The sequence below is a fragment of the Streptomyces sp. MMG1121 genome, assembly GCF_001280015.1.
Classification (GTDB): Bacteria; Actinomycetota; Actinomycetes; order Streptomycetales; family Streptomycetaceae; genus Streptomyces.
In genome coordinates, this window is the sequence record NZ_LGDV01000186.1 from 158,483 (window position 1) to 170,892 (window position 12,410).

The following is a 12,410-nucleotide window of genomic DNA, read 5'->3' on the forward strand; positions in this document are numbered from 1 at the left end:
CTGTGGCGTGCATTCGTAAAGGATTGCCATAGAAGGCGGCGAAATCGATCATTCCACCTTTACGTGCACATGACTGATCCGTAAGGGTTACCCCCCAAGGGCCAGACCAGCCCCTGTGGCGCCGAACCGTGCCACTTCTCAAGGTGGTTGGTGATCCCGGCCGCCTTCGAACGAAGGAACCCTGATCAGTGCGTAGACCGCACATACGCAGCGTCGCCGTCGCCGTCGCGGTGACGACCGCTGCCACGGGCCTGGCCGGTACGGCATTCGCGGGTCCCGACACGGGGGTGGAGCGGTCCGCCGCGTCCGCCGACACGAACGCCACCACGGTGGTGACGGCGGCGCGCACCGCGGCGTTCGCCCACGCCTCGGCGACCGGCGTCTCGCAGGGCGACGAACTGCACGCCCAGGACGTGATGATCGACCCGGAGGGCGCCCGGCACGTCCGTTTCGTCCGGACGCACAACAGCCTCCCGGTGCTCGGCGGTGACCTCGTCGTCCACCTCGACCGCAAGCTCGCCTACACGGGCGTGACCCGTGCGGCCGACCACGCGGTCGAGCCGGCCGGCCGGGCCAGGCTGACGGCGGACCAGGCCGCCGCCAAGGCCGCCCAGGTCGCCAAGGGCGACGCGGGCACCGCCCAGCTCGTCGTCGACGCCCGCGGCGGCTCCTCCGCCCTCGCCTACCAGGTGGCGGTGACCGACGAGCAGGGCACCAGCACCGTCGTCGTCGACGCCGTCACCGGCAAGGTGCGCAGCAACACGCCCGACAGCGACGAGTTCCTGTCGCCGAAGGTGCTCGACAACCTGCGCAAGCACGGCGAGACGGCCGACCCGGCCACCGGCACCGCCGCCGCCGACCCCGCGGCCGGCCTGCTCGGCTCCGGTGTATCGGGCGTCACGAAGTACCCGTCGGCCGCGAAGGGCACCGGCAAGACCCTCTACGTGGGCAGCGTCGGCCTGACGACCACGGCCACCTCGAAGGGCCACTACCAGCTCAAGGACCCGAGCCGGTACGGCACCGAGACGCGCGACGCCAAGGGCTCGACGACGGAGAAGTTCAGCGCGGGCGCGAAGTTCACCAGCACGACCGACGTGTGGGGCAACGGCGCGACGAGCAGCCGCGCCAGCGCCGCCGCGGACGCCCAGTACGGCATCACCAAGACGCTGGACTTCTACAAGAACACCTTCGGCCGCAAGGGCATAGCCAACAACAGCAAGGCCGCCCAGGGCATGGTCCACTGGGGCAGCAAGGTCGCCAACGCCTTCTGGGACCCGACCTGCAACTGCATGCTGTACGGCGACGGCGACGGCAAGACCTTCAAGAAGCCGCTCGTCGTGCTCGACGTCACCGGTCACGAGCTGACCCACGGTGTGGTCGACGCGACCGCCAAGCTGGAGCCGACCTACGTCGACCCCAACGGCAACCAGTACGGCGAGCCCGGCGCGCTCAACGAGTCCCTCGCGGACATCTTCGGCTCGAACGTCGAGTTCTACGCCAACAACAAGAAGGACACGCCGGACTACCTGATCGGCGAGAAGCTGGGCCTCGCCCAGAAGTTCCTGCGCCGCCTCGACCACCCGTCGCTCGACAAGCTCGAGGGCACGATCGACTACTGGTCGCCGGACACCTACTACACCGAGGTGCACGCCGGCTCCGGTGTCTCCTCGCACGCCTACTACCTCCTCGCCGAGGGCAGCGGCAAGAAGACGATCAACGGCGTCGCCTACGACTCGCCGACCTACAACCACTCCACGGTCAAGGGCATCGGCCGCACCAAGGCCACCGCCATCTTCTACCGTGCGCTCACCCGCTACATGGTCTCCACGACCGACTTCCATGACGCCCGCAAGGCGACGCTGCAGGCGGCCAAGGACCTGTACGGCGCGAACAGCACCGAGTACAAGACCGTGGACAAGGCGTGGGCCGCGGTCGACGTCACCGTCGCCAACACGCCGGCCGCCCGTCACTGACGGAACCGCCGCACCGCCGTACCCCTGGATGCCCCGCCGTGCGCGGGGCATCCGCATGTCCGGTCCCGGATGCCCCAACTGCCTCCGTAACAGCCCCTGTTTCTTTTATTGACAGCGGAAAATAATGGTCCTAGGTTCCCGGCCATGCGCTCGACCCCGCACACGGAGACGTTCCCGGCGCACACGCCGGCCGCCTCACAGGTCTTCACGGCGGTGCTGTCCCACGGTCCGCTGACCCGCCTGGAGGCGGGCCGCCGGGCCGGCCTGTCCCCGGCCGCCGTGACCAAGGCCGTACGCCCGCTGCTGGCCGCCGGGTATCTGGCGGAGGACGCCGACGAGGACGCCCGCCCCGCCCTCGGCCGGCCCGCAGGCCTGGTCCGGGTCAACGGCGAACGGGCCCTGTTCCTCGGGGTGAAGGTCACCGGCGACGAGCTGATCGCCGTCCTCGCGGACCTGTGCTGCCGTATCCTCCTCGCCCGCCGCAGGCCCCTGCCGGACCGGGCGCCGGGCGCCGTGCTGGCCTCGATCGCGGACCTCGTGCACGAATTCCGCGCGGCCGGGGTGAGTGCCCCGGTGGCCGGGCTCGGCATCGCCGTCTCCGGCGATGTCGACCGCGCCGAGGGCGTCGTACGCTACTCGCCGTTCCTTCACTGGCGGGATGTGCCGCTCGCCGAACTCGCCGCGACGAGCACCGGGTTGCCGGTCACCGTCGACAACGACGTACGCGCGCTGACCGTCGCCGAGCAGTGGTTCGGCGCCGGCGCCGGGCTCGCCGGCTTCGCCCTCGTGACCGTCGGCACGGGCATCGGCTGCGGACTCGTGGTGAACGGCCGGGTGGTCGCCGGTGCCCACGGTGTGGCCGGGGAGATCGGGCACGTCGTCGTGGACCCCGCCGGACCCGAGTGTCACTGCGGCAACCGCGGCTGTGTGGAGGCGATCGCCGGCGAGTCCGCGATCGTCGCCCGCATGAGCGAGGTGACGAACCGTCATGTCAGCGACGGTGCACAGGCGTTGACCCTCGCGCATGAAGACGTCCCCGGAGCCCGCGAGGTGTACGCGCGCGCCGGGGACGCCATCGGCCGGGGCATCGCCACCGTGGCCAACCTGCTCGGCCCCGAGCGCGTGATCATCTCCGGCGAGGGGCTCGCCGCCTACGACCTCTTCGCCGACCGGATCCGCCGGAGCTTCACCACGGCCGCCTTCGGCTCCGCCGCCCGGTGCGACGTCCTGACCCGCCCGCTGCCCTTCGAGGAATGGGCGCGCGGCGCCGCGGCCGCCGCCATCCAGTCCTTCATCACCCAGCCCCCCGCAAGCCGCAAGGGCTGAGCCGCCCCGCATCCGAACCCACCCAGGAGGTACGGCCCATGCGGTCACCCTCGTACTCCCTCCTGCCCGCCCGCGGGCTCAGAGCCGCCGTCGTCCTGGCCCTCACCGCGGCCCTCGCCACCGCCGTCCCGGCCACCGCCCACGCCGACGGCGGCGTCGCGGCAAGCGCCGCCAAGCCCTATATGGGCTGGTCGAGTTGGAGCATGCAGTCCTCCAAGTACCCGGGCCTCAACCCGGACGGCGACTACAGCTACCTCACCGAGGCGAACGTCCTGAAGCAGGCCGGCGCCCTGGCCGCCAAGCTGAAGCCGTACGGCTACCAGTACGTCGACATCGACGCCGGCTGGTGGCGGGACACCGGCTGGAAACCCGAGTACGACGGCTACGCACGCCAGCAGGCCGACCCGGTGCGCTTCCCGCACGGCATGAAGGCGGTCGCCGACCGCATCCACGCGCTCGGCCTGAAGGCCGGGATCTATCTGCCGGTCGGCCTGGAGAAGGAGGCCTACGGCGACGGCAAGGTGCCCATCTGGCAGGCCGACGGCTGCACCACCGCCGACGTCGTCTACGGCGACCTGCGCACGACCAACGGCTGGGACAGCGCCTACAAGCTCGATCTCGCCAAACCCTGCGCCGAGAAGTACATAGACTCCCAGGCCCGGTTGCTGGCCTCATGGGGCTATGACTTCCTCAAGCTCGACGGCGTCGGTCCCGGCTCCTTCAAGAGCGGGGACAACTACGACAACGTTGCCGACGTCGCCGCCTGGCAGCGTGCGCTGGCCGCCACCGGCCGCCCCGTCCATCTGGAGATCTCCTGGTCCCTGGACATCGGCCACGCCGCCGACTGGAAGAAGTACTCCAACGGCTGGCGCATCGACACCGATGTCGAGTGCTACTGCAACACCCTCGTCACCTGGGAGAACTCCGTCGACGACCGCTTCGACGACACCCCCGGCTGGACGCGGCACGCCGGCCCCGGCGGCTGGAACGACCTCGACTCCCTCGACGTCGGGAACGGCACCATGGACGGCCTGACGAAGGCGGAACGGCAGACGTACGCCACCCTGTGGGCCATCGCCAAGTCCCCCCTCTACACCGGCGACGACCTCACCGGGCTCGACGACTACGGAGTCAGGCTCCTCACCAACCGCGAGGTCATCGCCGTGGACCAGGGCGACACCCCGCCCGCCCGGCCGGTCACCCCCTCCGACCCGCAACAGGTCTGGGCGGCCAAGAACCCCGACGGCACCTACACGGTGGCCTTGTTCAACCTCGCCGACCGCCCCGCCGCCGTCACCGCCGACTTCTCCGCCCTCGGCTTCAGCGGCAAGGCGGCCGTACGGGACCTGTGGAACCACGAGGACCTCGGCGCGTACCGGAACAGGATCACCGAGGCCCTGCCCGCCCACGGCTCCCGTCTGTTCACCGTCACCCCGCACGGCAGCGCCCTCAGGACGACCGGCTACGAGGCCGAGTCCGCCGCCAACACCCTGAGCGGCAACGCCTCCGTCGCCGACTGCCCCGCCTGCTCCGGGAAGAAGAAGGTCGGCAACCTCTACCTTGGCGGCGCACTCCGCTTCAACGACGTCGTCGTGGACCGGTCCGGCACCTATCTGATCAAGGTCGCCTACGTCAGCGGCGACCCCCGCCCGGTGAACATCTCGGCCGACTCCGGTGCCGCCACCCGCCACCGCTTCCCCTCGACCGGCGACTGGGGGACCGTCGAGACCGTGAGCGTCCCCGTCACCCTGAAGGCCGGGGCCAACACCGTGACCTTCGACAGCGGTACGGACTACGCGCCGGACATCGACCGCATCGACGTGCCCGTGTCCCCCCGCCAGTGAGATCGGAGCCCGCCATGGACACCCCGCCCAGCAGACGCGGCTTCCTCGCCGCCGCCACCGGAGCGCTCGTCTCCCTGCCCGCCTTCACCGCACACGCGGCCCCGCGGCGGCCCGCCGAGGCTCCCGCACCCGACCCCCGCCACCAGCTCTGGTGGCAGGCCCCCGCCGACGAGCGCTCGCTGATCAGCCAGGGCCTGCCCGTCGGCAACGGCCGGCTCGGCGCCCTCGCGACCGACGACCCCGGCCGGGAGCTCCTGCTCGTCACCGACGCCACGATGTGGACCGGCGGACTCAACGACGCCCTCGACAGCGACGGCCAATTCCCCTACGGCCGCGATGACTTCGGCTCCCTCACCCTCCTCGCCCGGCTCACCGTCGAGCTGCCCGACCACGACCTGCCGGCCGTCTCCGGCTACCGCCGCACCCTGGACCTCGCGCGGGGTGTGGTGACGACGTCGTACGTCCACTCCCACGTCAGCTACCGGCGACAGCTGTTCGCCAGCCGCCCCGACGACGTGATCGTGCTGCACTTCACCCAGAGCGGCGGCGGACAGTACACCGGCACCCTCACCCTCGAAGGGAGCCACGGCGAGACCGGGGGAGCCGCCGACTCCTTCGCCGGGGTCTTCCCCAACGGGCTGGCCTACGGCGCCGCCGTCACCGCCCGGGGCAGCGGCGGCAGCGTCCGTGTCGACGGCGCCCGGATCAGCTTCTCCGGCTGCCGGGAGCTGACCGTCATCCTCAGCGGCGGCACCAACTACGCGCCCAACGCCGCCACTCACTACCGCGACCCGTCCCTCGACCCCCGGGCACTGGCCCGCACCAAGGTCCGTGCCGCCGCCCGCCACCCCGCCGACACCCTGCTGCGCACGCACAGTGCCGACCACCGCGCCCTCTTCGACCGGTTCGGCCTCTCCCTCGGCACCTCGACGGACCGGCAGCGCTCCCTGGACACCTGGGAGCGGATCAGGGCCCGCGCCCGGGACGGCGAGCCCGATCCCGAACTGGAGGCCGCCTACGTCCAGTTCGGCAGGTATCTGATGATCTCCGGGTCCCGGGGCAGCCTGCCGCTCGGCCTCCAGGGACTCTGGCTCGACGGCAACGACCCGGACTGGATGGGCGACTACCACACCGACATCAACCTCCAGATGAACTACTGGATGGCCGACCGGGCAGGCCTGTCCCCGTGCTTCGACGCCCTCACCGACTACTGCCTCGCCCAGCTCCCGTCGTGGACCGACCTCACCCGGCGCCTGTTCGACGACCCGCGCAACCGCTACCGCAACTCCAGCGGCGAGAACGCCGGCTGGACCCTGGCCATCTCCGCCAACCCCCATGGCGGAGGCGGCTGGTGGTGGCACCCGGCCGGCAACGCCTGGCTGTGCAACAGCCTCTTCGAGCACTACGAGTACACCCACTCGCGCACCCACCTGGCGAAGATCTACCCGCTGCTCAAGGGAGCCTGCGCGTTCTGGGAGGCCCGGCTGCTCACCACCACCCTGCCCGACAGCGGCCGGGAGGTCCTCGTCGCCGACAGCGACTGGTCCCCGGAACAGGGCCCGCTCGACGCCAAGGGCATCACCTACGCGCAGGAACTGGTGTGGGCGCTGTTCGGCAACTACCGCACCGCGGCGGCCGAGCTGGGCCGGGACGCCGACCACGCCCGTACCATCGGCGACCTGCGTGAGCGGCTGTACCTGCCCGTGGTGAGCCCGAAGACCGGCTGGCTGGAGGAGTGGATGTCCCCGGACAACCTCGGCGAGACCACCCACCGCCATCTCTCCCCGCTGATCGGCCTCTTCCCCGGCGACCGCATCCGGCCCGACGGCTCCACCCCCGCCGACATCGTCGCCGGCGCCACCGCCCTGCTCACCGCACGCGGCATGGACAGCTTCGGGTGGGCCAACGCCTGGCGCGCCCTGTGCTGGGCCCGGCTGAAGAACGCGGACAAGGCCTACCAGCTCGTCGTCACCAACCTGCGCCCGTCCGAGAACGGCGCCAACGGCACCGCCCCCAACCTCTTCGACATCTACGAGGCATCCCAGGGCCGGGGCATCTTCCAGATCGACGCCAACTTCGGCACCCCGGCCGCCGTCGCCGAGATGCTGCTGTACTCCCGCCCGGGCCGGCTGGAACTGCTGCCGGCCCTGCCGGACGCGTGGGCGGCGGCCGGTTCGATGAGCGGCGCCGGGGCGCGCGGCGGGTTCGTCGTCGACCTCGCCTGGCGGGACGGCACACCCACCGAGGTGCGCATCCGCAGCATCGGCGGGACCATGACCTCCGTGGGATACGCAGGGACGTCCCGGACCGTCCGCATGCGACCCGGCGAGACGGTCACCCTCCGGGACCTCGCCCGGTGAGCGGCCGGATCGGACGCGGCTGCCGCGTCGTCGCCGCCCTGCTCACGGCCGTCGTCTGCCAGGGCGCGCCCGCCCATGCGGCCGACCCCCTGCCCCCTTCCACCACCCGCGCCTCCGGCGTCGTCACCTGGGCGGCGAGCGCCGACCGCCCGGGCGAGGGCACGGCGGGCGAAGGCTACCGGCTCATCGTGCACACCAGCGTCGGCGGCAGCGGCCTGCGCGTCCGCGTCACCAACGCCTTCGGCGACCGGCCGCTGACCCTGGCCGGCGTCTACGCCGGACTGCGCGACCGGGGCGCCGCACTGCGTCACGGCAGCAACCGGCGGCTGACCTTCGGCGGCGCCCGCACGGTCACCGTGCCGGCGGGCGCCGTCGCCTGGAGCGATCCGCTGCCCGGCACGCTGCCGCCCGGCACGGACCTCGCTGTCAGCCTGTACACCCCCAACGCGGACGGCCCGGCGACCGGCCACGGCATGGCGCTGCAGACGTCGTACACCGCCCAGGGCGACCACACGGCCGAGGAGAGCGGCACCGGCTGGGCGCGGACCACGGGCTCTTGGTGGTACCTCGACGCCGTGTCCGTACGGCCGACCCGCGCGGCCACGAGGGCCGTGGCCGCGCTCGGCGACTCGATCACCGACGGCTGGCAGTCCACCAGCGACCTGAACCGCCGCTGGCCCGACTACCTCGCCCGGCGCCTGAACAGTGCCCGTACGGACATCAAGGGCGTCGCCGACGAGGGCATCTCGGGCAACAAGGTCCTCGCGGACGGCGCCGGGCAGTCCGCCCTCAACCGGCTGGACCGGGACGTCCTGTCCCTGCCCGGCGTACGCACCGTCTTCCTCTTCGAGGGCGTGAACGACCTCAAGGCGCACACCGGCGTCACCGCGGCCGACCTGATCGCCGGATACCGGGAGATCGCCCGACGGGCGCACGCGGCCGGGAAGTGCGTCGTCGCCGCCACCGTCGCCCCGTTCAAGGGCTGGTCCGAATGGGACCCGGCCGCCGAGTCCGTACGCCAGGAGGTCAACCGGTATCTGCGCACCAGCCGTGACGTCGACGCCGTCACCGACTTCGACCGCGTCCTGCGCAGCCCCTACGACCCGGAGCGGATCCTGCCGTTCTTCGACGGCGGCGACCATCTGCACCCCAACGACAAGGGGATGCAGGCCATGGCCGACGCCGTCGACCTGAGCCGCCTGGACTGCGCCCGCTGACCGCCGGCCACGGACCGGCCGGGGCCCGACCCGGCCGGCCCGTGGTGCCGTTCACCGCAGCGTCTCGGCCCAGTTCGCCGGTACCCGGCCCGCCGGGCCCGGCACCGGCTGGTCCGCGGGATGGCTGGCGGGCGGGGCGAGTTCGGGGCCCGAGGCGTACAGCTCCTCCGTGGCGAAGTTCCAGAACCACTCCTCGCCCGGCTCGAAGCTCTGGATCACCGGGTGCCCCGTGGCGTCGTAGTGGGCGGTGGCGTGCTTGGCCGGGGAGTCGTCGCAGCAGCCGATGTGCCCGCACGCGGCGCAGCGGCGCAGGTGGAACCACCAGCCGCCGTCCTCGCCGCATTCCACGCACCCGGCGCCACTGGGCCGAGCGGTCGTGTCGATCCCGTCGACGTCGGTCATGCCGTGTCCTCCGCGTCCTCGTCGGGTGTCTCGGCGGTCAGCGGAAGCAGCACCTGGAAACGGGTGTCGCCCGGCACCGACTCCACGCGCAGCGTGCCGTGGTGCTTGTTGACGACGATCCGCCAGGAGATGTCCAGGCCCAGCCCGGTGCCCTCGCCGACCGGTTTCGTGGTGAAGAACGGGTCGAAAATACGGTCCTTGATCTCGGGCGGGACACCGGGCCCGGTGTCCCGGAACTCCACCAGCAGCCGCTCGTGGTCGAGCGCGGTCCGCACGGTCAGCGTGCCCGTGCCGCCGGCGCCGTTGATGGCGGAGACCGCGTTGTCGATCAGGTTGGTCCACACCTGGTTCAGCTCCGCCGGATAGGCGGGCACCGGCGGAAGCGTACGGTCGTACTCCTTGACGACCTCCATGCCCTGGCCGATCTTTCCGGAGAGCATCAGCAGGGTGCTGTCGAGGAGTTCGTGCACGTCGACCACCCGGTAGGGCGCCCGGTCCAGCTGCGAGTACTGCTTGGCCGCGTCGACGAGATGCGAGATCCGGGTGGTGGAGTCCTCGATCTCGCACATCAACAGCTCGGTCTCGATGGTGTAGTTGAGCCAGCCGACCGCCCCGGCGAGGATCTCCTCGTCCACGGCCGCCGCGACCTGCTCCAGCCAGTCCACGTCGAGCCCGCCCTGCACGAAGGTCGGCGCGAGCTGCCAGCCGTAGTCGATGCCGTGGTCCGCGAGCCAGTCGGTGAGCAGGTCCTCCCGGTCGGTGGCCTCCAGCGGGCTGAGCACCGGGGCCTTCGCGACCCGTTCGGCGGTGCGCTCCTGGATCTCGATCAGGCTCGCCAACTGGTCGCGGGAGAAGGGGCCTTCGGCGATCACGGCCAGCTTGTGGCGCATCTTCGCGATCCGTTCGCGCAGCGTGGCCGTGGCCCGTACGGCCGCCGCCGCCGGATTGTTCAGCTCGTGCGTGAGCCCCGCCGACAGCGAGCCGAGCGCCAGCAGCCGCTCGCGCTGCCCGACGGCCGCCTGGGTGCTCTTCGACCCGAAGAACAGCCCCTCCAGCAGATGCACGGCCATCGGGAACCACTCGGTCATCATGTCCGCGAAGACGTCCGCCGGCAGCACGAAGAACCGCGTCGGCTCCGTCACCCGCATCGAGTTGTTGTAGACCTGCCGTAGCCGGTCGCCGAGGTAGGCCTGCATCGCGCCCGCGTACACCCCGGGCTGCGCGGTGCGCGTGACCTCCACGTCGTCGCCGGCGACCCGGCGGGAGAGCACCACCGTGCCCTCGATCATCACGAAGAAGCAGGTGGCGCAGTCGCCCTCGGTGTACACCGGGCCGGGCTCGAACAGTTCCACGCGCCCCTGGCTGCACAGCCGCCCGAGCTGCTCGGGGCCGAGCTTCTCGAAGAGGAACAGCGAGCCGATCTCCTTGGGGCTGCACGGCATGATCCGACCGCTCATGACTGCTCCAGATACCGATGGACGAGCATCACGGCCATGGCTCCCTCTCCGACGGCGGACGCGACCCGCTTGGCGGACTCGGCGCGTGCGTCGCCCGCCACGAACACGCCCGGGACGCTGGTCTCCAGGTGGTACGGCGGCCGGTCCAGCTCCCAGCCGGCCGGCGGGCGTCCGTCGGCGGTCAGGTCGGGTCCGGCCAGGATGAAGCCGCGCTCGTCGCGCAGCACCGCGTCGCCCAGCCAGTCGGTCAGCGGGGCGGCTCCGATGAACACGAACATCCACTGGGCGTCGACCTGTTCGCTCTCGCCGGTCACCGAGTGCCGCAGGGTCAGCTGCTCCAGGTGGCCCGAGCCGTGCGCCGCGTGCACGACCGTGTGCGCGCGCACCGAGATGTTCGGTGCCTCGGCGATCTGCTGGATCAGATAGTGCGACATCGACGCCGACAGGTCCGGGCCGCGCACCAGCAGCGTCACCGACTTCGCGCCCCGGGACAGGTACATCGCAGCCTGGCCCGCCGAGTTGGCGCCGCCGACGATGTACACGTCCTGCCCCTGGCAGGCGGCCGCCTCGGTCAGCGCCGAGCCGTAGAACACGCCGCAGCCGGTCAGATCGGTGCAGCCCTCGGCCGTCAGCTGCCGGTACTGCACGCCGGTCGCGAGGATCACGCTGTGCGCGGCGATCGCCGTGCCGTCCGCGAACCGTACGACGCGGGCGGCACCGTTGACCTCCAGCCCGGTCACCTCCCGCGCGGTCAGGATCTCGGCGCCGAACCTGGCCGCCTGCCGCCGCGCCCGCTCGGTGAGCTGGGCGCCCGAGACACCGTCGGGGAAGCCCAGGTAGTTCTCGATCCGGGAGCTCTGCCCCGCCTGCCCGCCGGTCGCCGACCGCTCGACGAGCACGGTCCGCAGCCCTTCCGAGGCCCCGTACACGGCGGCACCGAGCCCGGCGGGCCCGCCGCCGATCACGACGAGGTCGTAGAAGTCGGCCGTGGGCGTCGTGGCGAGCCCCACCCGGGCCGCCAGCTCCGGCGCCTCCGGCTCCACCAGGGCCGTGCCGTCCGGGGTGATCACCAGCGGCAGCCGCTGCCCGTCCTGTCCGGCGGCGGCCAGCAGCCGCCGTCCCTCCGGCTCGTCCACCGAGTACCAGCGGTACGGCACCTGGTTGCGGGCCAGGAACTCGCGCACGTCCGAGGAACGCGCCGACCACCGGTGCCCGACCACCTTGGTGCTGGGCACGGGCCGGTAGTCGCTGGTGCGCCACGCCTGGAGCAGATCGTCCAGGACCGGATAGAGCTTCTCCTCCGGCGGATCCCAGGGCTTGAGCAGATAGTGGTCGAGATCGACCACGTTGATCGCGTCGATCGCCGCGCTGGTGTCCGCGTACGCGGTCAGCAGCACCCGCCGCGCCCCCGGGTAGACGTCGAGCGCCTGCTCCAGGAACTCGATGCCGTTCATCTGCGGCATGCGGTAGTCGGCCAGGATCACCGCCACCAGGTCGCCGCGCAGCTTCAGCTCGCGCAGTGCCTCCAGCGCCGACTGGCCGGACTCCGCGCGCACGATCCGGTACGACTCGCCGTAGCGCCGCCGCAGATCGCGGGCGACGGCGCGGGACACTCCCGGGTCGTCGTCCACGGTCAGGATGACGGTCCGCGCTGCTTCGGCGGCCTGTGCCATACGTCTCCCACCCCGGGTGTCGGATCACCTGGCCCGGCGTCGTGCAGACCACCGCACCGGTTCGCACCCCATCGTATGTTCGATCGCCCCGCTTCGCCCCGGGATCCGGCGGGGACCGCGATCAGCGGGCCTGCCGGCGCCTCGTGCCGTGGTGCCGG

8 protein-coding genes are annotated in these 12,410 nt (G+C 71.8%); 5 read left to right on the forward strand and 3 right to left on the reverse strand.

All coding sequences use genetic code 11. From position 1 onward, the window contains the following. Positions 1 to 188 precede the first annotated feature (188 nt). The 5 genes from ADK64_RS17455 (at position 189) to ADK64_RS17475 (ending at position 8,720) form a co-directional block, all read left to right on the forward strand. Positions 189 to 1,973: a M4 family metallopeptidase gene (locus ADK64_RS17455; RefSeq protein ID WP_053659924.1), complete on the forward strand. Its 1,785-nt coding sequence runs from the start codon at positions 189 to 191 to the stop codon at positions 1,971 to 1,973. A 144-nt stretch (positions 1,974 to 2,117) separates the two neighbouring features. After that, positions 2,118 to 3,299 carry an ROK family transcriptional regulator gene (locus tag ADK64_RS17460; protein ID WP_053659926.1) on the forward strand — a complete coding sequence of 394 codons (1,182 nt, stop codon included), beginning with the start codon at positions 2,118 to 2,120 and terminating at the stop codon, positions 3,297 to 3,299. Between the two features lie 38 nt (positions 3,300 to 3,337). After that, a complete protein-coding gene (locus ADK64_RS17465; RefSeq protein ID WP_053659928.1) occupies positions 3,338 to 5,143 on the forward strand; it encodes an alpha-galactosidase D in 1,806 nt (601 codons plus the stop codon). A 14-nt stretch (positions 5,144 to 5,157) separates the two neighbouring features. After that, positions 5,158 to 7,503, forward strand: coding sequence for a glycosyl hydrolase family 95 catalytic domain-containing protein (locus tag ADK64_RS17470; protein WP_053659930.1), 2,346 nt, complete (start codon positions 5,158 to 5,160; stop codon positions 7,501 to 7,503). Then, complete coding sequence (locus ADK64_RS17475) at positions 7,500 to 8,720, forward strand: SGNH/GDSL hydrolase family protein (RefSeq protein WP_053659932.1); 1,221 nt, start codon at positions 7,500 to 7,502, stop codon at positions 8,718 to 8,720. Before ADK64_RS17470 ends, ADK64_RS17475 begins: the two co-directional genes overlap by 4 nt. Before the next feature lie 51 nt (positions 8,721 to 8,771). On the opposite strand, the gene ADK64_RS17480 is transcribed toward ADK64_RS17475, so the two are convergent. From ADK64_RS17480 to ADK64_RS17490, 3 genes are read right to left on the reverse strand one after another with little or no spacing between them, the layout of a single operon-like run. Next, a complete protein-coding gene (locus ADK64_RS17480; protein ID WP_053659935.1) occupies positions 8,772 to 9,122 on the reverse strand; it encodes a UBP-type zinc finger domain-containing protein in 351 nt (116 codons plus the stop codon). Continuing rightward, a complete protein-coding gene (locus ADK64_RS17485) occupies positions 9,119 to 10,579 on the reverse strand; it encodes an ATP-binding protein (RefSeq protein ID WP_053659937.1) in 1,461 nt (486 codons plus the stop codon). The genes ADK64_RS17480 and ADK64_RS17485 overlap by 4 nt, the downstream gene beginning before the upstream one ends. Then, positions 10,576 to 12,252 (reverse strand): FAD-dependent oxidoreductase, encoded by a 1,677-nt coding sequence (locus ADK64_RS17490; protein WP_053659939.1) that lies wholly within the window; start codon positions 12,250 to 12,252, stop codon positions 10,576 to 10,578. The genes ADK64_RS17485 and ADK64_RS17490 overlap by 4 nt, the downstream gene beginning before the upstream one ends. Between the last annotated feature and the right edge of the window lie 158 nt (positions 12,253 to 12,410).

What these genes read in the sequence shown, in the direction of transcription:
- ADK64_RS17460 (WP_053659926.1), top strand. Translation starts at nt 2,118, where the DNA reads ATGCGCTCGACCCCGCACACGGAGACGTTCCCGGCGCACACGCCGGCC.
- ADK64_RS17465 (WP_053659928.1), top strand. Translation starts at nt 3,338, where the DNA reads ATGCGGTCACCCTCGTACTCCCTCCTGCCCGCCCGCGGGCTCAGAGCC.
- ADK64_RS17470 (WP_053659930.1), top strand. Translation starts at nt 5,158, where the DNA reads ATGGACACCCCGCCCAGCAGACGCGGCTTCCTCGCCGCCGCCACCGGA.
- ADK64_RS17480 (WP_053659935.1), bottom strand. Translation starts at nt 9,122, where the DNA reads ATGACCGACGTCGACGGGATCGACACGACCGCTCGGCCCAGTGGCGCC.
- ADK64_RS17485 (WP_053659937.1), bottom strand. Translation starts at nt 10,579, where the DNA reads ATGAGCGGTCGGATCATGCCGTGCAGCCCCAAGGAGATCGGCTCGCTG.
- ADK64_RS17490 (WP_053659939.1), bottom strand. Translation starts at nt 12,252, where the DNA reads ATGGCACAGGCCGCCGAAGCAGCGCGGACCGTCATCCTGACCGTGGAC.